The sequence below is a fragment of the Streptomyces sp. NPDC102406 genome, assembly GCF_044765725.1.
Classification (GTDB): domain Bacteria; phylum Actinomycetota; class Actinomycetes; order Streptomycetales; family Streptomycetaceae; genus Streptomyces.
The window spans coordinates 66,685-88,486 of sequence record NZ_JBIWKP010000009.1 but is presented as its reverse complement, the minus strand read 5'-3'; the positions used below and the strand labels follow the sequence as shown (position 1 = coordinate 88,486).

General features: G+C 72.0%; 19 protein-coding genes. 6 read left to right on the top strand and 13 right to left on the bottom strand.

All coding sequences use genetic code 11. From position 1 onward, the window contains the following. Nucleotides 1–4 precede the first annotated feature (4 nt). The 5 genes from ACIRF8_RS29270 to argC are packed head-to-tail and all read right to left on the bottom strand — an operon-like array spanning nucleotide 5 to nucleotide 4,879. Nucleotides 5–577 carry an arginine repressor gene (locus ACIRF8_RS29270; protein ID WP_404219529.1) on the bottom strand — a complete coding sequence of 191 codons (573 nt, stop codon included), beginning with the start codon at nucleotides 575–577 and terminating at the stop codon, nucleotides 5–7. 18 nt (nucleotides 578–595) lie between these two features. Beyond that, complete coding sequence (locus ACIRF8_RS29265) at nucleotides 596–1,795, bottom strand: acetylornithine transaminase (RefSeq protein WP_404219527.1); 1,200 nt, start codon at nucleotides 1,793–1,795, stop codon at nucleotides 596–598. Beyond that, complete coding sequence (argB, locus tag ACIRF8_RS29260; RefSeq protein ID WP_404219525.1) at nucleotides 1,792–2,706, bottom strand: acetylglutamate kinase; 915 nt, start codon at nucleotides 2,704–2,706, stop codon at nucleotides 1,792–1,794. The genes ACIRF8_RS29265 and argB overlap by 4 nt, the downstream gene beginning before the upstream one ends. Then, nucleotides 2,703–3,854: a bifunctional glutamate N-acetyltransferase/amino-acid acetyltransferase ArgJ gene (gene argJ, locus ACIRF8_RS29255; RefSeq protein ID WP_404219523.1), complete on the bottom strand. Its 1,152-nt coding sequence runs from the start codon at nucleotides 3,852–3,854 to the stop codon at nucleotides 2,703–2,705. Before argJ ends, argB begins: the two co-directional genes overlap by 4 nt. After that, nucleotides 3,851–4,879 carry an N-acetyl-gamma-glutamyl-phosphate reductase gene (gene argC, locus ACIRF8_RS29250; protein WP_404219521.1) on the bottom strand — a complete coding sequence of 343 codons (1,029 nt, stop codon included), beginning with the start codon at nucleotides 4,877–4,879 and terminating at the stop codon, nucleotides 3,851–3,853. The genes argJ and argC overlap by 4 nt, the downstream gene beginning before the upstream one ends. Nucleotides 4,880–5,033: 154 nt before the next feature. Here argC and ACIRF8_RS29245 point away from each other — a divergent pair, with 154 nt between their 5' ends. Next, complete coding sequence (locus tag ACIRF8_RS29245) at nucleotides 5,034–6,026, top strand: aldo/keto reductase (RefSeq protein ID WP_404219519.1); 993 nt, start codon at nucleotides 5,034–5,036, stop codon at nucleotides 6,024–6,026. A 67-nt stretch (nucleotides 6,027–6,093) separates the two neighbouring features. On the opposite strand, the gene ACIRF8_RS29240 is transcribed toward ACIRF8_RS29245, so the two are convergent. Continuing rightward, nucleotides 6,094–8,589 (bottom strand): alpha-L-arabinofuranosidase C-terminal domain-containing protein, encoded by a 2,496-nt coding sequence (locus tag ACIRF8_RS29240; RefSeq protein ID WP_404219517.1) that lies wholly within the window; start codon nucleotides 8,587–8,589, stop codon nucleotides 6,094–6,096. 152 nt (nucleotides 8,590–8,741) lie between these two features. Between ACIRF8_RS29240 and ACIRF8_RS29235 the strand changes: the two genes are divergently transcribed. After that, on the top strand, nucleotides 8,742–9,185 hold the full coding sequence (locus ACIRF8_RS29235) for a DUF6314 family protein (RefSeq protein WP_404219515.1): 444 nt from the start codon (nucleotides 8,742–8,744) through the stop codon (nucleotides 9,183–9,185). Here the strand turns inward: ACIRF8_RS29235 and ACIRF8_RS29230 are convergent. Continuing rightward, the gene (locus ACIRF8_RS29230; protein ID WP_404219513.1) at nucleotides 9,170–10,630 is read right to left on the bottom strand and encodes a PLP-dependent aminotransferase family protein; all 1,461 of its coding nucleotides are present in this window, start codon (nucleotides 10,628–10,630) and stop codon (nucleotides 9,170–9,172) included. The genes ACIRF8_RS29235 and ACIRF8_RS29230 overlap by 16 nt on opposite strands. Between ACIRF8_RS29230 and ACIRF8_RS29225 the strand changes: the two genes are divergently transcribed. Then, nucleotides 10,629–11,576 carry a DMT family transporter gene (locus ACIRF8_RS29225; RefSeq protein ID WP_404219511.1) on the top strand — a complete coding sequence of 316 codons (948 nt, stop codon included), beginning with the start codon at nucleotides 10,629–10,631 and terminating at the stop codon, nucleotides 11,574–11,576. The two genes, ACIRF8_RS29230 and ACIRF8_RS29225, sit on opposite strands and share 2 nt — an antisense overlap. A 105-nt stretch (nucleotides 11,577–11,681) precedes the next feature. Continuing rightward, complete coding sequence (locus ACIRF8_RS29220; protein WP_404219509.1) at nucleotides 11,682–11,879, top strand: DUF1918 domain-containing protein; 198 nt, start codon at nucleotides 11,682–11,684, stop codon at nucleotides 11,877–11,879. On the opposite strand, the gene ACIRF8_RS29215 is transcribed toward ACIRF8_RS29220, so the two are convergent. Beyond that, the gene (locus ACIRF8_RS29215; RefSeq protein WP_404219507.1) at nucleotides 11,880–13,115 is read right to left on the bottom strand and encodes a glycoside hydrolase family 10 protein; all 1,236 of its coding nucleotides are present in this window, start codon (nucleotides 13,113–13,115) and stop codon (nucleotides 11,880–11,882) included. A gap of 170 nt (nucleotides 13,116–13,285) precedes the next feature. On the opposite strand from ACIRF8_RS29215, the gene ACIRF8_RS29210 reads away from it, so the two are divergent. Next, nucleotides 13,286–14,146: a 3-hydroxybutyryl-CoA dehydrogenase gene (locus ACIRF8_RS29210; protein WP_404219505.1), complete on the top strand. Its 861-nt coding sequence runs from the start codon at nucleotides 13,286–13,288 to the stop codon at nucleotides 14,144–14,146. 199 nt (nucleotides 14,147–14,345) lie between these two features. After that, nucleotides 14,346–14,603 carry a hypothetical protein gene (locus ACIRF8_RS29205; protein ID WP_404219503.1) on the top strand — a complete coding sequence of 86 codons (258 nt, stop codon included), beginning with the start codon at nucleotides 14,346–14,348 and terminating at the stop codon, nucleotides 14,601–14,603. A gap of 13 nt (nucleotides 14,604–14,616) precedes the next feature. Here the strand turns inward: ACIRF8_RS29205 and ACIRF8_RS29200 are convergent, their stop codons facing one another. The 5 genes from ACIRF8_RS29200 to pheS form a co-directional block, all read right to left on the bottom strand. Next, a complete protein-coding gene (locus tag ACIRF8_RS29200; protein ID WP_404219501.1) occupies nucleotides 14,617–15,147 on the bottom strand; it encodes an NUDIX hydrolase in 531 nt (176 codons plus the stop codon). A 71-nt stretch (nucleotides 15,148–15,218) separates the two neighbouring features. Next, a complete protein-coding gene (locus ACIRF8_RS29195) occupies nucleotides 15,219–16,559 on the bottom strand; it encodes a transcriptional regulator (protein WP_404219499.1) in 1,341 nt (446 codons plus the stop codon). 253 nt (nucleotides 16,560–16,812) lie between these two features. Next, a complete protein-coding gene (locus ACIRF8_RS29190; RefSeq protein WP_404219859.1) occupies nucleotides 16,813–17,835 on the bottom strand; it encodes a PP2C family protein-serine/threonine phosphatase in 1,023 nt (340 codons plus the stop codon). A gap of 289 nt (nucleotides 17,836–18,124) precedes the next feature. Continuing rightward, nucleotides 18,125–20,647, bottom strand: coding sequence for a phenylalanine--tRNA ligase subunit beta (gene pheT / locus ACIRF8_RS29185; RefSeq protein ID WP_404219497.1), 2,523 nt, complete (start codon nucleotides 20,645–20,647; stop codon nucleotides 18,125–18,127). Continuing rightward, on the bottom strand, nucleotides 20,647–21,774 hold the full coding sequence (gene pheS / locus ACIRF8_RS29180; RefSeq protein ID WP_404219495.1) for a phenylalanine--tRNA ligase subunit alpha: 1,128 nt from the start codon (nucleotides 21,772–21,774) through the stop codon (nucleotides 20,647–20,649). Before pheS ends, pheT begins: the two co-directional genes overlap by 1 nt. Nucleotides 21,775–21,802: the final 28 nt, after the last annotated feature.

Genomic DNA, 21,802 nt, shown 5'->3' with positions numbered 1-21,802 from the left:
TGGCCTAGTGGTCGTTCTGGGCGAGGCGCAGAAGGTGCTCCGCCAGGGCCTGGCCGCCCGCCGGGTCCCGGCTGATCAGCATCAGGGTGTCGTCACCCGCGATCGTGCCGAGGATGACGTGCAGTTCGGCCTGGTCGATGGCCGAGGCGAGGAACTGGGCGGCGCCCGGCGGCGTACGGAGCACCACGAGGTTGGCCGACGCCTCGGCGGAGATGAGCAGCTCACCGGCGAGGCGGCGCATCCGCTCCTCCTTGGCGGACTCGCCGAGGGGGGCCTGCGGGGTGCGGTAGCCGCCCTCGCTGGGCACGGCGTAGATCAGCTCGCCGCCGGTGTTGCGGATCTTGACCGCGCCCAGCTCGTCCAGGTCACGGGAGAGCGTGGCCTGGGTGACGTTGAGTCCGTCGTCGGCGAGCAGCTTCGCCAACTGGCTCTGGGAGCGCACCGGCTGCCGGTTGAGGATGTCCACGATCCGGCGGTGGCGCGCGGTGCGCGTCTGCGGCACGGCGGGTCCGTGGGGGCCCTGGGCGAGCGCGGCGTTGGTGGCGGCCCGCTCGTCCCTCTCGGCTTTGCTGCTCATCGTCGTCGTCCCATTTCCTCAGGCTCCTGCTTCCCCGTCGGCCGCTGCCGCGTCCAGGACGGCGGGCAGCGCCGCGAGGAACGCGTCCGCCTCGGTGTCGGTCAGGTTCAGCGGGGGCATGAGCCGGACGACGTCGGGTGCGGGCGCGTTCACCAGGAGGCCCGCGTCCTGGGCCGCCTGCTGCACCTGGGGTGCGCGCGGCCCGGTGAGCACGATACCCAGCAGCAGGCCCGCTCCCCGGACGTGGCTGACCAGCGGGTGGCCGAGCGCTTCGATGCCGGCCGTGAGCCTCTCGCCGATCCGCTTGGTGTTGGCGAGCAGGTCCTCGGTGTCGATGGTGTCGAGGACGGCGAGCCCCGCGGCGCAGGCGACGGGGTTGCCGCCGAACGTCGTGCCGTGCCGACCGGGCGTCAGCAGCTTCGCCGTCTCGCCGAACGCCACGGTCGCACCGAGCGGCAGACCGCCGCCGAGGCCCTTGGCGAGGGTGACGACGTCCGGCTCGATGCCTTCCTGCGCCTGGTGGGCGAACCAGTGGCCGGTGCGGCCGACGCCGGTCTGCACCTCGTCGAGGACGAGCAGGGTGCCGGTGGCGCGGGTGATCTCGCGGGCCGCCTTGAGGTAGCCGTCGCCGGGCACCACCACGCCGTTCTCGCCCTGGATCGGCTCGATGATGACGAAGGCCGTGTCCTCGGTGACGGCCGCCCTGAGCGCGTCCACGTCGCCGTACGGGACATGGGTGACGTCACCGGGCAGCGGCGTGAAGCCGTCCTGCTTGCCGGCCTGGCCCGTGAGGGCGAGGGCGCCCATGGTCCGGCCGTGGAACCCGCCGGTCGTGGCGACCATGTGGCGCCGCCCGGTGAGCCGGCCGAGCTTGAAGGCGCCCTCGTTGGCCTCGGCGCCCGAGTTGCAGAAGTAGACGGCGCCGTCCCGGCCGAAGAGCTGGAGCAGCCGCTCGGCGAGGGCGATGGGCGGCTCGGCGATGAAGAGGTTCGAGACGTGGCCGAGGGAGGCGATCTGGGTGCTGACCGCTTCGACGACCGCCGGGTGGGCGTGGCCCAGCGCGTTGACCGCGATGCCGCCGACGAAGTCGAGGTACTGCGTGCCCTCGGCGTCCCACAGCGCGGCGCCCGCGCCCTTGACGAGGGGCAGACGCGGGGTGCCGTAGTTGTTCATCAGGACGCCCTGCCAGCGTGACGTCAACTCCTGGTTGGAGCTCATGTGGTGCCTTCCCCCTCTGCGTCGGGCACGACCATCGTGCCGATGCCCTCGTCGGTGAAGATTTCCAGCAGGATCGAGTGCTGGACGCGTCCGTCGATGACGCGGGCGGTGTGCACGCCGTTGCGTACGGCGTGCAGGCAGCCCTCCATCTTCGGGACCATGCCGCTCGCCAGGTCGGGGAGCAGCTTCTCGAGTTCGGTGGCGGTGAGCCGGCTGATGACCTCGTCGGAGTGGGGCCAGTCCTCGTAGAGGCCCTCGACGTCGGTCAGGACCATCAGCGTCTCGGCGTCCAGCGCAGCAGCGAGTGCCGCAGCCGCCGTATCAGCATTGACGTTGTAGACATGGTGATCGTCCTGGGAGCGTGCGATCGAGGAGACGACCGGGATGCGGCCGTCGGCGAGCAGAGCCTCGATGGCGCCGGTGTCGATCTCGGTGATCTCGCCGACGCGGCCGATGTCGACCAACTCGCCCTCGATGCGGGGCTGATGCTTGGTGGCGGTGATGGTGTGGGCGTCCTCGCCGGTGAGACCGACGGCGAGCGGGCCGTGCTGGTTGAGCAGTCCGACCAGTTCCCGCTGGACCTGTCCGGCGAGCACCATCCGTACGACGTCCATGGCGTCCTCGGTGGTGACGCGCAGGCCTGCCTTGAACTCGCTGACGATGCCGTGCTTGTCGAGCGCCTTGCTGATCTGCGGGCCGCCGCCGTGCACGACGACGGGCTTGAGCCCGGCGTGGTGCAGGAAGACGACGTCCTGGGCGAAGGCGGCTTTCAGCTCCTCGTCCACCATGGCGTTCCCGCCGAACTTGATGACGACGGTCTTGCCGCGGTGGCGGGTGAGCCAGGGCAGCGCCTCGATGAGGGTCCTGGCCTTGGGGAGCGCGGTGTGCTTGCGCGCGGTGGGCTGGCTCATGAGGAGTACGCGCTGTTCTCGTGGACGTAGTCGGCGGTCAGGTCGTTGGTCCAGATGGTCGCCGTCTCGGTGCCCGCGGCGAGGTCGGCGGTGATGACGACTTCCCGGAAGCGCATGTCGACCTTGGAGCGGTCCTCGCCGACGCCCCCGTTCTTGCAGACCCAGACGCCGTTGATCGCGACGTTGAGCCGGTCCGGTTCGAAGGCGGCCTCGGTGGTGCCGATCGCGGAGAGGACGCGGCCCCAGTTGGGGTCCTCGCCGTGGAGGGCGCACTTGAGGAGGTTGTTGCGGGCGATGGAGCGGCCCACCTCGACGGCGTCGTCCTCGCTCGCCGCGTTGACCACCTCGATCTTGATGTCCTTGCTGGCGCCCTCGGCGTCGCCGATGAGCTGGCGGCCGAGGTCGTCGCAGACCGAGCGGACGGCTTCGGCGAACCCGGCGTACTCGGGGGTGACGTGCGAGGCTCCGGAGGCGAGCAGCAGGACGGTGTCGTTGGTGGACATGCAGCCGTCGGAGTCGACCCGGTCGAAGGTGACGCGGGTGGCATCCCGCAGGGCCTTGTCCAGCACCTCGCTGTCGAGGTCGGCGTCGGTGGTGAGGACGACGAGCATGGTGGCGAGGCCGGGGGCGAGCATGCCCGCGCCCTTGGCCATGCCGCCGACGGTCCAGCCATCGCCCTCGTACACGGCGGTCTTGTGCACCGTGTCGGTGGTCTTGATGGCGATGGCGGCCTTCTCGCCACCGTGCTCGGAGAGCTTGCCCGCGGCGGTCTCCACGCCCGGGAGCAGCTTGTCCATGGGGAGCAGGACGCCGATGAGCCCGGTGGAGGCGACCGCGACCTCGCCCGCGTTCAGGTCGAGGACCTCGGCGACCTTCTCGGCGGTGGCGTGCGTGTCCTGGAAGCCCTTGGGCCCCGTGCAGGCATTGGCCCCACCGGAGTTGAGGACGACGGCCGAGACGAGGCCGCCCTTGAGCACCTGCTCGGACCAGAGGACGGGGGCGGCCTTGACGCGGTTGGAGGTGAAGACGCCCGCGGCGGCCAGGCGGGGTCCGCGGTTGACCACGAGGGCCAGGTCCGGGTTGCCGCTCTCCTTGATCCCGGCGGCGATGCCCGCGGCCTGGAATCCCTTGGCTGCCGTCACACTCACGGCGCGACTCCGATCGTCGTGAGCCCCGTCGTCTCGTCGAGACCCAGGGCGATGTTCATGGACTGGAGGGCGCCGCCCGCGGTGCCCTTGGTGAGGTTGTCGATGGCGCTGATGACGATGACGCGTCCGGCGGCCTCGTCGTGGGCGACCTGGATCTGCACGGCGTTCGACCCGTACACGGCGGCCGTGGCGGGCCACTGCCCCTCGGGCAGCAGGTCCACGAACGGCTCGTCGGCGAACGCCTTCTCGTAGGCGGCGCGGACCGTCTCGGCGGTGACGCCGTCCTTGGCCTTGGCGCTGCACGTGGCGAGGATGCCGCGTGGCATCGGGGCGAGCGTCGGGGTGAAGGAGACGGAGATCGCCTCCCCGGCGGCCGCGCTGAGGTTCTGGATCATCTCGGGGGTGTGCCGGTGTCCGCCGCCGACGCCGTACGGCGACATGTTCCCCATGACCTCGCTGCCGAGCAGGTGCGGCTTGGCCGCCTTGCCCGCGCCGGAGGTGCCGGAGGCGGCGACGACGACGGCCTCGCTCTCGACGAGGCCCGCCGCGTACGCGGGGAACAGCGCGAGGGAGACGGCGGTGGGGTAGCAGCCGGGGACCGCGATGCGTTTGGTGCCCGCCAACGCGGCGCGCGCGCCCGGCAGTTCGGGCAGGCCGTAGGGCCAGGTACCGGCGTGCGGGCTGCCGTAGAACTTCTCCCAGTCCCCCGCGTCCTTCAGCCGGAAGTCGGCGCCCATGTCGACGACGAGGACCTCGGGGCCGAGCTGCTCGGCGACGGCGGCGGACTGCCCGTGCGGCAGCGCCAGGAAGACGACGTCGTGCCCGGCGAGCACCTCGGGGGTGGTCGCGTCGAGGACGCGGTCGGCGAGCGGGCGCAGGTGCGGCTGGAGCGCGCCGAGCCGCTGCCCCGCGTTCGCGTTGCCCGTCAGGGCGCCGATCTCGACCCCGGGGTGGGCGAGCAGCAGGCGCAGTACTTCTCCGCCCGCGTATCCACTCGCCCCCGCCACTGCCGCGCGTACCACCATGGAACCCTCCTCCTCGATGGCATGACTATACGTCTGCGTGCACGTTTATGCAATCGTCGGGGAGGGTGCGGGGTTCCGCTTGACCTGGAGCGCGCTCCAGGTCGTAGCGTCGCTCCTACGTTCAGTTTCCCCGCCGTCACAGGAGGCAGCAGCCATGACAGACCTTCCCACGCGCCGCCTCGGCTCGCTCACGGTTTCCGCTCAAGGACTCGGCTGCATGGGCATGAGCCACGGGTACGGCACGGCGGACGACGCCCAGTCCGTCAGTACGCTCCACCGCGCGCTCGACCTGGGTGTGACCCTGCTCGACACGTCCGACTTCTACGGTGCCGGGCACAACGAGGAGCTGGTCGGCCGGGCCCTCGCGGCGCCCGGGCGGCGTGAGCGGGCGGTGGTGGCCACGAAGTTCGGCTTCGCGAGCAGGCTCGGCGAGCAGACCCGCATCCGCGGCGACGCGGCGTACGTGCGCCAGGCGTGCGAGGCCTCGCTCCGCCGCCTCGGCGTGGACCACATCGACCTGTACTACGTGCACCGCGTCGACCGTGAGGTGCCGATCGAGGAGACGGTGGGCGCCCTCGCCGAGCTGGTGGAGGAGGGCAAGGTCCGTCATCTCGGCCTGTCCGAGGCCGGCCCGGAGACGCTGCGGCGCGCGTCCGCGGTGCATCCGATCGCGGCGCTCCAGAGCGAGTACTCGCTGTGGACCCGGGACCTGGAGGCGGAGGTGCTGCCGGTCTGCCGGGAGCTGGGCATCGGTCTCGTGCCGTTCTCGCCGCTGGGCCGGGGCTTCCTCACGGGCCGCTACACATCGACGGCCGGCTTCGAGGAGGGGGACATCCGGCGCACCCAGCCGCGGTTCGCCGAGGAGAACCTGGAGCGCAATCTCGCCATCGTCGCCCGTCTGGAGGAGCTGGCGGCCGAACGCGGCGTCACCGCGGGCCAGTTGGCGCTGGCCTGGGTGCAGCACCAGGGCGACGACGTGGTGCCGATCCCGGGGACGCGGCGCACGAAGTACCTGGAGGAGAACGTCGCGGCCGCCACGCTGGAGCTGTCCGCCGACGACCTCGCGGCGATCGACGCGGCGGCGCCCGCGGACGCGGTGGCGGGCGCCCGCTACGACGACGGCAGCATGAAGCTGGTGAACGGCTGAGAAGCACGCGCGCGCGGGGCGGCCCGGACCCTGCCGGAGGGTCCGGGCCGCCTTGCGCGTGACGGGGTCAGCGCTTCTTGATCCGGAGGAAGGTCACCGAGTTCTCCGGGAACGTGTACGTGAAGGTGTCGGCGACCCCGGTGAAGGTCGAGGTCACCGGTTTCACGGGGGTCCGGGTCGCGGTGTTCTCGGCGTCGGGCGCCGCGGCGAGCGTGGTCACGGCCGCGGACCCGGCGACCTTCGCGCCGCCCAGCCGCACCGTCGTACGGGCCCGGGTGTCCTGGGCGTTGACGACCTTGACGATCAGGTCGCCGGTCTTCTTGTCGCGCGTGACGACCTGACGGAAGGGTTCGGCGGGCTTGTCGTCCTTGAACGAGCCCCACTCCCGCCCGTCGAGGAAGAGGGTCACCTGTCGGCCGCGCACCTTGACGTCGATGTCGTAGGCGCGTCCGGTCTCGATCGAGCCGGCCTTGGCGAGGAGCGTCGACTTGCCGCCGCCGACGGCCTGCTCGACGGCGGACTGGGTGTTGTTCCAGCCGCCGAGGTTCCACCAGTAGTAGGTGCCGGTGTCCTTGACGCCGAACGCGACGAGGAAGCCCTCCTTTCCGGACTTCTTGGTCGCCCTGACGTGCAGGTCGTAGTCGTGCCAGGCCGGGTCGCCCGCGGTGACCAGGGTGTTCTCGGCCGCGTCGTCGGACTGGACGTAGCTCCCGTCCTGGACGCTCCAGTCGCCGCTGCCGGACGGCGTCCACCGCCCGGCGTCGCCGCTGAAGTCGTCGCTCATGAGGCTCGTGCCGTCGGCGGCGGTGACGCGCACGTCGTCGTAGGCGGCGCTGGTCGCCCAGGTCGAGAGGCCGACGGCGCCGGTGATGGGCGCGGTGGTCGAGGGCGTGTTCGTGGCGGTTGACGGGACGACCTGGTCGCCGACGTTGCGCATGAACAGCTTCTGCACCTCGTAGTCGGCGGAGCCCCAGGACTTCTGGTCGTCGAACCAGATCATGTCGGGCCGCCACTGGACGGTGTCCTGGCGGGCGAGCAGCGGCGCGTAGGAGGCGAGCTTGACGACGTCCGCGTTGCGTTCGAGGCCCGTCATGTACGCGGCTTCCGACAGGGCGTTGGCGAAGGTGTTGCCGCCCGAGGCGTACTCGCCGAGGAAGACCTTGGGGCCGCTCCGGTCGTAGGAGTCGTAGCGGTCGTTGTTCTGGAGGAACCACTGCGGGCTGTTGTAGTAGTGCTCGTCGACCATGTCGACGTCGGCGTCCTTGTTGAGCTTCCACGCCCGGTCGAAGATCGGACCGCTGTCGTCGGGGCCCGAGTTGGAGATGACGGTGACGTCGGGGTACTTGGCCGCTATGGCGGCGCGGAACTCCTTGAAGCGGGCGAAGAACTCCTCGGGCAGGTTCTCCTCGTTGCCGACTTCGAGGTGGGTGAGGTGGAAGGACTTCGGGTGGCCCATCCGCGCGCGCACGGCGCCCCACTCGCTCGTCACGGGCCCGTTGGCGAACTCGATGAGGTCGAGGGTGTCCTGGATGTGCCGCTTCAGGAGGGCGTCGTCGTCGACGGCCCGGTTCTGGCCGCAGCCGGTGACGAGGGCGGGTACGACGGGCAGCGGCATCGCGCCGATGTCCTCGGAGAACTGGAAGTACTCGTAGTAGCCGAGGCCGTAGCTCTGGTTGTAGCCCCAGAAGTTCGCGTTGGTGGCGCGCTGCTCGACCGGGCCGATCGTGTCCTTCCACTGGTACGCGCGCGTGCGCTGGTAACCGGAGGTCTCGTCGTAGCCCTCCATGGAGCCGGTGTTGACGAGGCAGCCGCCGGGGAAGCGCACGAATCCGGGTCTCAGTGCGGCGATCTTCTCGGCGAGGTCCTTGCGCAGGCCGCCCGGGCGGCCCTTGTAGGTGTCACGGGGGAAGAGGGAGACCATGTCGAGCGCGGCGGCCCGGGTGGTGGCGACCGAGAGGTGGCCCGTCGTGCTGGTGCGCCGCGCGGTGAACGTCGCCTCGTACTTGGCCCAGCCGCCCTTGGTGGCCACCCGCCGGGGCGCGGCGAGCGCGCCGTCGGCGTCGGCCAGGGTGACGGTCAGCGCGGAGTCGCCGCGGGCCCAGACCGAGAAGTCGTAGCGGGCGCCCTTGCGGACGGTGAGGCCGGTGCCGTAGCCGGAGTTGGTGGCGGAGGATCCGGCGCCGAGCGAGAGGTAGGTGCGGTTGCGCGCGTTGAGCCGGCCCTCGTCGTCGGTGGTGCGGGCCGTGCCGCTGGTCGTCCACGCGGTGAGCGGGGTGTAGGCCTTGTTGTCGGCGGTCGTGTACTCGAAGGAGCGGTTCTGCACCAGCTCGGCGTAGAGCCCGCCGTCGGCGGCCCGGTTGATGTCCTCGAAGAAGACGCCGTACAGGGAGTCGTCGATGGTGGCGCCCGTGCGGCTCGGGTCGACCGTGACCGTGTAATCGGTGGCCTCGGTGACGTCGGCCGCGTCGGCGGCCGATGACGGCAGCACGGCGGTCCCGGCGAGCAGGGAGCCCACCGCGGCCCCGAGCCCGATGCTCCAGCGCCTGCGTCGTCCACGCGTCATACGTACTCCCTCGGTCCGGTCGCCCGGTGTTCGCCGTATCGATGCTCGATATGTTCGATATTTCGTACGTCGTTCTGAACTCCGAACGGCAAGATAGGAAGCGGCGGTACGCGCGTCAACGGTTCGCGCAGAGGTGTACGGGAGTGATGTGCGTGACGAGTGAACTCTGGCCGGTTCCCGACGTGTCGGCGTACTTGGCCGGGAGCTGGCGTGTGGAGCGGACGGTGCGGGACCTCGCGGACGACCTGACCGGCACGTTCACCGGCACCACGCGGTTCACGGCGGCGGACGGCGCGGGGCTGCTGCACGTCGAGTCGGGCACGTTCGAGTGGCGGCAGGTGGCGAGGCCCGCCGAGCGGACCTTGCGCTATCTGCCCGGTGAGGCACCCGGGACGGCCGTCGTCCATTTCGCCGACGGCCGCTTCTTCCACGGCCTCGATCTGCGCACCGGCCACCACGTCGCGGACCACCCCTGCGCGGCCGATCTCTACCGGGGCGAGTTCGAGGTGCGGGGGCCCGACCGCTGGCGGACGGTGTGGCGCGTACGGGGACCGGCGAAGGACCTGGTTCTCACCACGGACTACCGCAGGGCCTGATCCCCCGAGGGCTCGGGCCGCAGTAGGTCACCGGCCGCCCGGAGACGGCGCACCCCCTCGGCGATCTCCGCCGTCCCGGCGACCGCCACGAAGCTCAGCCGCAGGTACGGGGCCGGCGGCTCGGCCGCGAAGTACGGCCGGCCGGGGGCCACCGCGACGCCCGCGCGCAGGGCGCCCGCGACGAGTCGGCGCTCGTCCGTGCCGTCGGGCAGCCGGGCCCACAGGTGGTAGCCGCCCACGGGCACGTACGGCAGGGACAGGGCGGGCAGCCGCAGGGCGAGAGCGGCTGCCAGGGCGTCCCTGCGGGCCCTCAACTCCGCCGCCACCGTGCGCAGATGGCGCGGCCAGGCCGGGGAGCCGACGAGTTCGAGCGTGGCCTCCTGCAAGGGGCGCGACACGAAGAGGTGGTCGACGATCTGGATGGCCCGCAGCCGCTCCAGGACGGGACCGCGGGCGGCGAGGCAGCCGATGCGCAGGCTCGGCGAGGTCGCCTTGGTGAGGGAGCAGACGTGCACGACGACACCGTCCGGGTCGTCGCTCGCCAGGGGACGCGGCAGGGGGCCCGCGTCGTCGTGCGCGAGGCGGCGCACGAAGTCGTCCTCGATCACGAACGCCCCGGCCTCGCGCGCGATGCGCAGGACCTCCGGGCGGCGCTCGGCACTGAGGACGGCGCCGGTCGGGTTCTGGAACAGCGGCTGGCACACGAACAGGCGAGCCCCGGTGGCCCTGAACGCCTGCGCGAGCAGATCGGGGCGGACGCCGTCCCGGTCGACGGGCACCGGTACGGGGCGCAGGCCCGAGGCGCGCGCGATCGCCAGCATGCCCGGGTACGTCGGCGACTCGACCAGCACGGGGGCGCCGGGCGGGGCGAGCGCCCGCAACGCGGTGGCCAGCGCCGACTGGCCGCCCGCCGTGATCAGGACCTCGGCGCCGGTGACGGCGCCGCCGATGCCGCGGGCGAACCACTCGCGCAGTTCGGTCAGCCCTTCGACGGGCGGCCGGTTCCAGGCGCCGGGGCGGCGGCCGGCGCGGGCGAGCGCGGCGGCCATCGCGCCGACGGGCTGGAGCGTCTCGTGCAGATAGCCGCCGTTGAACTCGATGACGCCGGGCGGTGACGCCGCGAGCGACACCAGCACCCCGGAGGCGTCGACCGCGCGCGGCACCGGTTCCGCGGCGGAGTCGGCGCTCAGGGAGACCTCCTGCCAGGACGTGTCCCCGACGGGGGCGGCGGCGCGCGGCGCGGCCCTGAAGGCGCCGGCGCCCGGCCTGGTCACCACGAGCCCTTCCCCCGCGAGCCGGGCGAGCGCGCGGGAGACGGTCACCGGGCTGACCCGGAACCGTTCGACGAGTGCGCGACTGGACGGCAGCTTCTCACCGGGAGAGTAGCGGTCCAGCTCGTCCCTCAACTGTTTCGCCAGCTCGTTCACGCTGCTACGCTCATGCATGAGTACGAAGAGTAGCGCTACTGAAGACGTCACGATAGCGGTCGGCGAGCGGACCGACCCGCGTCCCACCCCGATCGCCGCGCGCGGCCCGGCCGCGCCGGGGACCTTGCTCGCCGCGCTGGGCGTCCTCGCCTTCTCCCTCACCTTCCCCGCCACCGCCTGGGGCCTCGAAGGGTTCGGGCCGTGGTCGCTGGTGAGCGTGCGCAGCGTGCTCGCGGCGGTCGTCGCGGGCACCTGCCTGCTCGCCCTGCGCGTCCCCTTCCCGGGGCGGCGCCACTGGGGCGGGCTCGCGGTCGTCGCGGCGGGCGTGGTCCTGGGCTTCCCGATCCTGACCACCCTCGCCCTGGAGACGGCGACGACGGCGCACTCGGCGGTCGTCGTGGGTCTGCTGCCGCTGACCACGGCCGTGTTCTCCTCGCTGCGCACCGGGGCGCGGCCCTCGCGCGCCTTCTGGATCGCGGCGTGCGCGGGAGCGGCGGCCGTGATCGCGTTCACGGTGCAGCAGAGCGGCGGCGCCCTCACCCGGGCCGACCTGTACCTGTTCGGCGCGCTGCTGATCTGCGCGGCCGGTTACACCGAGGGCGGTCGGCTCGCCGCGGTCATGCCGGGCTGGCAGGTCATCGCGTGGGCCCTGGTGGTGTGCCTGCCGATCGCGGTGGCGGGCGCGGCCCTCGCGCTGCCGCAGGAGCCGGTGCGGCTGACCGGGCACGCCGTCGCGGGCCTGCTGTGGGTGGCGGTCGGCTCGCAATTCCTCGGCCTGGTCGTCTGGTACCGGGGCATGGCTCTGATCGGCGTCCCGAAGGCGAGCCAGCTCCAGCTCGCCCAGCCCCTGCTGACGCTCGTGTGGTCGGTGCTCCTGCTGGGCGAGGAGTTGCCGGTCGCGGCGCCGCTCACCGCGGTCGCGGTCCTCGTGTGCATCGCGGTCACCCAGCGGGCCCGGGGGTGAGGGCCCGCCGGCCCCGCCGCCGGGCCCCGTCGCCCGGGGTCCAACTCCCTTGCCCGGCCGTACACTTGCCGCGTCATCACGGGCACGGCGAGGAGGTCACTCCTGATGCACGCAACCGTTGGCGACCGGCTTCTCATGCGCGGTCGGATCGTCGGTCAGCGCGACCGCGTCGCCCAGATCATCGAGATCCTCGGCAGCGACGGCGGTCCGCCTTTCCGGGTCCGCTTCGAGGACGGCCACGAGGCGATCATGTCGCCGGGCCCGGACGCGGTCGTGCGGCCCGTCGCCGGCCGGCCGGACTGATCAGACCCCGCGTCCCGGGTGATCGCCGTAGTGCTCCGCGACCACCCGGGCCATGGCGCCGATCCGGTCCTGCCCGACCTCCTTCGCGGAGAAGAAGACGTGTCCGCGCGCCTCGGGGAACCGGTCGGCGTAGGTGAGGTGCCGGGACAGCTCGGCGGGGTCCTGCCACGCGGCGGGCTGCGCCGGGTCGCCCGCCTTGTAGAGGGCCTCGCCGATGTAGAGGCGCACCCCGGTACCGCGTGCGGTCTCGGCCCACCAGGTCACGAGCTCGGCGTAGTCGGCGGCGGCGAAGCCGATGTTCCAGTACACCTGCGGCACCACGTAGTCGATCCACCGCTCGCGCACCCACCTGCGGGTGTCCGCGTGCAGGTCGTCGTAGGTCTGCACCCCGGCCGTCGTGTTCGAGCCCCGCGGGTCCTTCGCCCGGTTGCGCCACACCCCGAACGGGCTGATCCCGAACCGGACGCGGGGTCCGATCTCCTTGGCGCGGTGCACCGTCTCCCGCACCAGCCGGTCGATGTTGTCGCGCCGCCAGGCCGCCCGGTCGGGGAAGCCGCCTCCGTGCGCCGCGTACGCCGCGTCGTCGTCGAAGGTCTGGCCCGCGACCGGGTAGGGGTAGAAGTAGTCGTCGAAGTGGACGGCGTCGACGGCGTACTTGCGTACGGCGTCGAGCATCGCGTCCTGCACGAAGCGCCGGACCTCCGGCAGGCCCGGGTTGTAGTACAGCTTCCCGCCGTAGGGGACGACCCAGTCGGGGTGGACGCGTGCCGGGTGGGTGGGGATCAGGCGGCTTGGGTCCGTGTGGTTGGCGACGCGGTACGGGTTGAACCAGGCGTGCAGTTCGAGGCCGCGCCGGTGCGCCTCCGTCACGGCGGTGCCCAGCGGGTCCCAGCCCGGGTCGGCGCCCTGGGCGCCGGTCAGCACCGCGGACCACGGCTCGTACGGGGACGGCCACAGGGCGTCGGCGGTGGGCCGCACCTGGAAGATCACCGCGTTGAGGCGGCGGCGGACCGCGGTGTCGAGGTGGGCGAGCAGCTCGGCCCGCTGCTCGGCGGCGCTGAGCCCGGAACGCGAGGGCCAGTCCCGGTTGGCGACGGTCGCCAACCACATGCCGCGCATCTCGTGGCGGCGGCGGTCGCGGCGGTGGGGGCTGCCCGCGACGGCGTCGCCCGCGGTCATCGAGGCCAGCGCGAGCGCGGCCCCGAGCGTGACGGTGCGACGTGAGATTCGTCCCATGGTTCCCCTTCATGTCGTGTGCCACGGTGGTGGTCCGGATGAACAGGCGTTAACCCGGACTGCACCCCTCCCATGTCTACGGGGTAACGTGCTGATCCGAAAGAACCCGGGAGGGAGCTGGCTGCCGGCGACCCCGGACGAACAGCGAAAGGCACGAGGTGACGGACACCTTGACTGACATCACACGCGTCGGCGTGGTGGGCTGTGGCCAGATGGGCGCCGGGATCGCAGAGGTCTGCGCTCGCAGCGGCCTGGATGTGATGGTGGCCGAGACCACCGGGGAGGCCCTGGAGATCGGCCGTACCCGGCTGCTCAACTCCCTCACCAAGGCGGCCGAACGCGGCAAGATCACCGAGGAGGAGCTGGCGGAGACGCAGGAGCGGCTCACCTTCACCACGGACCTGGGCGAGTTCGCCGACCGTGACCTCGTCATCGAGGCCGTCGTGGAGAACGAGCAGGTCAAGACGGAGATCTTCCAGGTCCTCGACCAGGTCGTCACCCGCGGCGACGCGATCCTGGCCTCGAACACCTCGTCCATCCCGCTGGTGAAGCTGGCCGTCGCGACGTCCCGTCCGGACCACGTGATCGGCATTCACTTCTTCAACCCGGCTCCCGTGCAGAAGCTCGTCGAGCTGATCCCGGCGCTGACCACGTCCGAGGGCACCATCAGCCGCGCCCAGGTCCTGGTGGAGAAGGTCCTCGGCAAGCACGCGATCCGCGCCCAGGACCGCTCGGGCTTCGTGGTCAATGCGCTGCTCGTGCCGTACCTGCTCTCCTCCATCCGGATGTTCGAGTCCGGCATCGCCAGCCGCGAGGACATCGACAACGGCATGGAGCTGGGCTGCGCCCACCCGATGGGCCCGCTCAAGCTCTCGGACCTGATCGGTCTCGACACGATCGCCTCCATCGCGGACTCGATGTACGCCGAGTACAAGGAGCCGCTGTACGCCGCTCCCCCGCTCCTGCAGCGCATGGTCGACGCGGGCCGCCTCGGCCGCAAGACGGGCTCGGGTTTCTACACCTACGTCTGACCCGTACGACCTATGATCACACTCCGTGTTCACCAGTGGGCCCGGCGCTCGGAAGAGCGCCGGGCCCACTGCGTTCGCACGGGGAGTGCGCGGCTGACTCGCATATGCCCTCCGCACACGCTCCCGCCGTACCCACCAGGCGAGTTGACTTTCTGTGCGCACATAAAGGGATGTGGCGACTACAGAAAGGAGCCGTTCAGTGACCACCGACCCGGAGCATCCCGTGGTCCCGGAAGAACTCGCGGAGTTACGCCGCGTCTTCGAGGTGGGTCTGACCCGTATCGACGGCCAACTGGCCCTGCTCGCTCACCGCGACGACCAGACCGTCAAGGACTACGACGACCTCAGCTCGCGGATCAACGCGCTGGAGCACAACCGCTGGCCCTTGCCCGCGGTTGCGGCGTTGACCGCGATCGGAGCACTGGCCGTGACCGTGTGGCAGGCGCTCGGGCGCTAGCGTGCGGGAGACGCTAACCGAGCTTCAGATGGTGCAGGAGCAGTAACGCGGCCGCCATGTTGGCGGCCGGGACCTCTCCACGAGCGATCATGTCGGGAACGAGTTTGAGCGGGACCCACTCCCTGCGGTCCGACTCGAAGTCGTCCTGGGGGTGGCCGACGTACGTTCCCTCTTCGGTCCAGTAGATGTGGTGCCGGGCGTCCGTGAGACCGTTGGACGGTTCGACACTCATCAGGTGCCGTAGCGGTCCCGGCCGCCAGCCGGTCTCCTCCTCCAGTTCCCTGGCCGCCGCGTACGCGATGTCCTCGCCGTCCTCGACGACGCCTGCCGCGAGTTCCCACCCCCAACTGTCGGTGATGAAGCGGTGCCGCCACAGCAGCAGCACCTCGTTCGCCTCGTTGACCACCGTGGCGACCGCGACGGGCCGCAGCTTGATGAGGAAGTGGTCGAGGTGCCGGCCGTCCGGCAGTTCCACGTCCGCCAGGTTGACGGTGAACCACCGGTTCTCATACACAGTTTGTTCGTTTTGTTTCGTCCACTGCACGGTTCTGCCACCTTCCGCCGAGTTGCTGGCAATATCGCAGCAGTGGTGTCCTCGGGCGTCGTGGCAAGGGCTCAGAGCGGTACGCGCAGGGCCCCGTCGATCAGCTCGGCGGCCTCGGCCGTGCCGGCGCAGCCGCTGCGCATCAGGTGCTCACGGACCATCCGGAGTCTGTCGCGCAGGCGCTGCGACTCCATCCCCCGGGCGGCCTCGGCCATCTCCACGGCGGTGGCCACGGCCTGTTCGGTGTTGCCCTGTCTGAGCTGGATCTGGCTGAGCACGGCGAGCCGGTGCACCCGGCCCCTGTCGTGCGCCGGGGTGTGCACGGCCTCGGTGGCGTGCTCCCGGGCCGCCGCGTAGTCGCCGAGGCTCAACAGGGCTTCCGCCACCTGTACGTTGACGAATCCGGGCTGCACGTATCCCGTCTCGTCCGGTTCGTGTCCGCGCCGGATGCGGTCGGCGGCGGACTCGGCACGCCGGATGCACTCCAGGGCGCTCGTCCCGTCGCCGAGGTGGGCGTACGCCTTCGCCTGCATCGCGTACAGGTCGGAGGCGAGCGCCGGGGTGATGTGCCGGCCCGCGGCGCGCAGCGCGGCCTCGGCGAAGGCGACGGCCTGGCGGTACTCGCGCATGTGCAGGGCCTGGTTGACCAGGAGCGCTATGACGTAGGCGCCGAGCCCCCGGTCCCCGCTGGCCTTCGCCAGGCGCAGGGCCTGGTGGAAGTAGCGCTGGGCCAGGCCGTGCGCGTCGGAGTCGTAGGCGCAGATGCCCGCGATGGCGACGAGTCCGCCGGTGGCGCGGTGCAGTTGGCGGCCGGTGGCGTCGGTGTAGCCGCCGCGCAGCAGCGGGGTCGCCTCGGTGTTGAGGAAGCCGACTATCCGGATGCGGGTCGCGATGCCGCCCGCCTTGCGGTACATCTGCTCGTAGTGGGTGCGGGCCGAACGCATCATCTCGATGTCCGCGGGGCTCACCAGATGGCGTCCGCCGCGCGAGACGTCGGTGTCCTCCGGCGGGTTCTCCCACTCCCACACGGGCATCACGGCCGGGGTCCCGGTGACGGCGGGGGCGTCGAGGACGTGCCGCCGCTGCTGTTCGTCGGAGCGCCACAGCGCGGTGGCCCGCTCCACGAAGCCGGAGAGCGTGGAGGTGTGCGCGGTCGCCGGCTCGCCGGGGATGCCGAGACCGATGTCGTCCAGGGTGACGTGCCGCTGGAGGCGGGCCGCGAGCACTTCGCAGATCAGGTCGGGGACCTGGCCGCGGGGTCGCTGGCCCTTCAGCCAGCGGGCGACGGCGGTGTGCTCGTAGCGCAGGGCGAGACCACGGGCCCGGCCCGCGTGGTTCACGTGTGCGGCGAGGCCGGCGTGGGAGATTCCGGCCTCGTCGAGAAGTGCGTCGAGCAGGGTGTTGGGCTGCATGGATGCCCCCTGTTGGCTCGGTCCTCCCAGCGTAGTGCGGGTCGCTTCACACGGGGTGTGATCGGAATGCTCAACTCCGGGGCCCGTGCACTCTGTTGTGGCCGGTTTCCACCCGCTTGACTGAACTGCCTCGCAAGAGGCCGGCCGGGCCGTCGGCTCCCCCTCGTACAGACGGCGGCCCGATCCGCGTCGTCCGCCCGCTCGCCTGCCCACACTCCGCGGCGGGCGGACGACGCCCCCGCGCCACGTGCGCTCAGCGAACCTTGTGCGCGGTGCGGGCGGCGGGCTCACCGTGCTGCACGGGGACGCGCCTGCGGTCGTTGCGCAGCACGAGCAGGGCGGCGTCGTCGCCGGGCGGCCCGTCCATGTGGCCGAGGAGGCGGGCGTACACCGCGCGGACGACGGTCTTGGGCACGACGGTCCGGCGGCGCACGGTCCTGGCGAGTTCCGCCTGGAGGGGAAAGAACCGGCCATGAGCGTCGCGGGCGTCCTCGATGCCGTCGGTGTGCAGCAGCAGCCCCTCACCCGGCAGGATGCGTCCGCACCGCACCGACGCGAGGTCGGCCGGCAGCGGGAACGAGCCGAGCGGCGGCATCGGGTCCCCGCCGGTCATCGGCTCGACGCTGCGCGCCGCTCCCGGCCGCAACAGATAGGGCCAGGGGTGACCGCAGTTGAGGGCGTGCACCGTGCCGTCCTGCCGGATCTCCAGGAGCAGTAAGGTCACGAACTCCTCGGCGAGAGGGGTCGCGGGCTCCTTCCCCGCGACGGCGGGGTGTTCGTCGCGCGAGCGCTGGCGCAGATGCCGTGTGTGGGTCCGCTCCAACCGCCGCAGGACACCGCCGAGTTCGGCCTCGTCGTGGGCGGCCTCGCGAAAGCTGCCGAGGACGGCGCCGACCGTGGCGAGCGCGCCGAGGCCGTGGCCGCGGACGTCCCCCATGACCACCCGCACGCCGTGGTCGGTGGCGACGACGTCGTACAGGTCACCGCCGATGCTCGCGGCCCGGTCGGCGGAGATCTGGTCCGCGGCGAGGGTGAGCCCGTCGAGCCGCGGCGGCAGCGGTCGCAGGAGTACGGACTGGGCGGCGCCCGCGACGGCCTTCATGTCCCGCAGCTCCCGCAGCAGCCCCTGCCGTACGTGCAGGATCAGGCCGGTGCCCACCACGAAGAAGACGGCGCTGCTCACGATCCGCGCGCCGAGGCTGTCCTGCCGGGCGAACGGGCAGGTCAGTTCATAGGCGACGGCGACCGCGCCCCAGCCGGTCGGCAGCCCGAGCATCAGCAGGTGCCGGATACGCCCCGGGTCGGCGCGCACCGCCCGGGGCAGGCGTGCGCGCACGGCGCTGCGGAAGGCCCGGGTGGGCGCCCCGGTCTTGGTACCCCTCATGCCGACGGCCCCCTAGGCCCTGTTCAGCGCGGTCGCCGGCCGGCCCGGCGGCGGATCGATCCTTACGACCTCTGCCCCGATCGGAACGGAACATGGGAGCCCCTCACCCGAACGAGTGAGGGGCGTATCCGGTGGTCCGGATACGCCCCTCAACGGCTTCGCGCGCCGTCCGCCCGCGCCGTTACGCGCCGCGCAACACCGCGCCCGTGCTGCCCCCGGCCTGGGCGACCGCGGCGTCGCGGGCGGCGCTGGCCTCCTCCACCGTCAGGGTGCGGTCGGCGGCACGGAAGCGCAGCGCGTAGGCGAGGGACTTCTTGCCCTCACCGAGCTGCTCCGCGTTCTCGTACACGTCGAACAGGCGGATGGACTCCAGGAGTTCACCGGCGCCCGCCCGCAGCGCGCTCTCCACCGCCGCGGCCGGGACGCCCTGGTCGACGACGAGCGCGACGTCCTGGGTGGCCACGGGGAACGTCGAGATCCGCGGCGCCCGCACGGCACCGGCGCTCGCCCGCTCCACGAGGTCCAGGTCGAGTTCCATGGCGCTGGTGCGGGCCGGCAGACCGAAGGCCTTGACGACGCGCGGGTGCAGCTCACCGGCGTGGCCCACGAGGGTCTTGGCCCCGTCGACCGTGACGTACAGGGCGGCGCACCGGCCGGGGTGCCAGGGGCCGTACTGGCCCTGCTCCACGGTGAGTTCGGTGCCTGCCTCATGGGCGACGGTCCGCGCCGCCTCGACGGCGTCGGCCCAGATCGCCGGGGAACCCTTGCCCCACCAGCCGGTCTGCTCGCGGGCGCCCGCGAGGACGACCGCGGCGTGCCGGGGCTGATGCGGGAGGGCGGCCGTGAGGGACGCGACCTCCTCGGCGGTGGGCCGCCGGTCGACGGGCAGCCGGGTGGCGACCCGCAGCTCGTCCTGGGGCAGGAAGACCAGGCCGGTCTCGAAGAGGGCCAGGTCGTGGCTGCCGCGCCCGTCGTTGCGGCGCAGCGCGGACAGCAGGCCCGGCAGCAGCGTCGTACGGAGGGCGGGCTCCTCGTCGGAGAGCGGGTTGACGAGGGTGACGACGCGGCGCTTGGGATCGTCCTCGTCCAGGCCGAGCTGGTCGAAGACGCCCTCCCCGATGAACGGGTAGCTCAGCGCCTCGACGTAACCGGCCCCGGCCAGGGCGCGGCCGACGCGGCGGTGCGTGCGCTGGCGCTCGGTCAGGCCGAGGCCCGCCGGGGGCTTCGGCAGCGTGGAGGGCAGGTTCTCGTAGCCCTCAAGGCGGATGACCTCTTCGGCCAGGTCGTTCGGGTCGGTCAGGTCGGGGCGCCAGGACGGCACGGTGACGGTGAGGACGTCCTGCCCGTAGACGTCGCAGCCGACCTCCTGGAGGCGGCGGACGACGCTTTCGCGGCCGTACGCGACACCGGCCACCTTGTCCGGGTGGTCGGCCGGGATGGTGATGGTGCGCGGGGCGCCGGGCGCGATGACCTCGGTGACGCCCTGCTCGGCGGTGCCGCCGGCGAGCAGCACCAGCAGGTCGACGGCGCGCTGGGCGGCGGCCGAGGTGGCCGCCGGGTCGACGCCGCGCTCGTACCGCTTGGACGCCTCGGACGACAGCTTGTGCCGGCGGGAGGAGCGGGCGACGGTGAGCGCGTCGAAGTGCGCGGCCTCGATGACGACGTCGGTGGTCCCGGCGTCCCCGGCGCTCTCCGGGTGGTCCGCGATCTCCGTCTCGGCGCCGCCCATCACCCCGGCGAGGCCGATCGGGCCGCGCTCGTCGGTGATGACGAGGTCCTCGGTGTCGAGGGTGCGCACGGTGCCGTCGAGGGTCTTGAGCTGCTCGCCGGGGAGCGCGCGGCGTACGCCGATGGCGCCCTGGACGAGGGAGCGGTCGTAGGCGTGCAGCGGCTGGCCGAGCTCCAGCATCACGTAGTTCGTGACGTCGACGGCGAGCGAGATCGGGCGCATGCCCGCCTTCTGGAGGCGGCGCTGGAGCCAGATCGGCGACCGGGCCTCGGGGCTGAGCCCGCTGACCGTACGGGCCGTGAAGCGGTCGCAGGCCATCGGGTCGGAGACCCGCACGGGGTAGCCGTGCGCGTTGGGCGCGGGCACGTCGAGCAGGGCCGGGTCGCGCAGCGGCAGCCCGTACGCGGTGGCGGTCTCGCGGGCGATGCCGCGCATCGACAGGCAGTAGCCGCGGTCGGGCGTGACGGCGATGTCGAGGACCTCGTCGACGAGTTCGAGCAGCTCGATGGCGTCGGTGCCGACCTCGTGCTCCGGCGGCAGCACGATGATGCCGTGCGTGCCGTCGTCGCCCATGCCCAGCTCGTCGCTGGAGCAGATCATGCCGTGCGAGGTCTTGCCGTACGTCTTGCGCGCGGCGATCGCGAAACCGCCGGGCAGCTCGGCGCCGGGCAGCACGACGACGACCTTGTCGCCGACCTGGAAGTTGCGGGCGCCGCAGACGATCTCCTGCGGCTCGCCCGTGCCGTTGGCGGTGCCGACGTCGACGGTGCAGAACCGGATCGGCTTCTTGAAGCCCTCCAGCTCCTCGATGGTCAGCACCTGGCCCACCACGAGGGGGCCCTTGAGGTCGGCGCCGAGCTGCTCGACGGTCTCGACCTCAAGCCCTACGCCGACCAGCTTGGCCTGCACGTCACGGCCGGTCTCGGTGGCGGGGAGGTCGACGTACTCCCGCAGCCAGGAAAGCGGGACCCGCATCAGATCTCCATCCCGAACGGCCGGGTGAACCGGACGTCACCCTCGACCATGTCTCGCATGTCTTCTACGTTGTGGCGGAACATCAGCATTCGTTCGATACCGAAGCCGAAGGCGAAGCCGCTGTACTTCTCCGGGTCGACGCCGCACGCGGTCAGCACGCGCGGGTTGACCATGCCGCAGCCGCCCAGCTCGATCCAGCCCTCGCTGCCGCAGGTGCGGCAGGGCCGGTCCGGGTTGCCCACGGACTCACCACGGCACACGTAGCAGACCATGTCCATCTCGGCGGACGGCTCGGTGAACGGGAAGTAGGCGGGGCGCAGCCGCGTCGTCATGTCGTCGCCGAAGAGCGCCTTGACCATGTGGTCGAGGGTGCCCTTCAGGTCGGCCATGGTGAGGCCCTCGTCCACGGCGAGCAGCTCGATCTGGTGGAAGACCGGGGTGTGCGTGGCGTCCAGCTCGTCGGTGCGGTACACGCGTCCGGGGCAGACGATGTAGACGGGCGGCTCGCGGTCGAGCATCGCGCGGGCCTGCACCGGGGAGGTGTGCGTGCGCAGTACGACACCGCTCTCGTCGCCGGTCGTGCCCTCGGGGCCCCGGACGAAGAAGGTGTCCTGCATCTGCCGGGCGGGGTGGTCGGGCGTGAAGTTCAGGGCGTCGAAGTTGAACCACTCCGCCTCGACCTCGGGGCCCTCCGCGATCTCGTAGCCCATCGACACGAAGACGTCGGCGACGCGCTCCATCATCGTGGTCAGCGGGTGGCGGGCGCCGGCCGGGGTGCGGTCGTAGGGCAGCGTGACGTCCACGGCCTCCTCGACCAGGACGCGCGCGTCGCGCTCGGCCTCCAGCTCGGCCTGGCGGGCGGCGAGGCCCCGGCCGACGGCGGCGCGGGCCTGGCCCACCAGCTTGCCGGCCGCGGCCTTGGCCTGCGGGGGCAGCGCGCCGATCTCGCGGTTGGCGAGCGACAGCGGCGACGTGCCGCCGGTGTGCGCGACCTTGGCCTCCTGAAGCGCGTCGAGCGAGTCCGCGGCGGCGAAGGCGGCGAGCGCCTCGTCCCGCACGCGCTCGATCTCTTCCGGTTTCAGTGCCTCGACCTCGACAGGGTCGTACGACTTGTTCGGTGCCGACATCTCTTCCCGTACTTCCGATTGGCTGGCG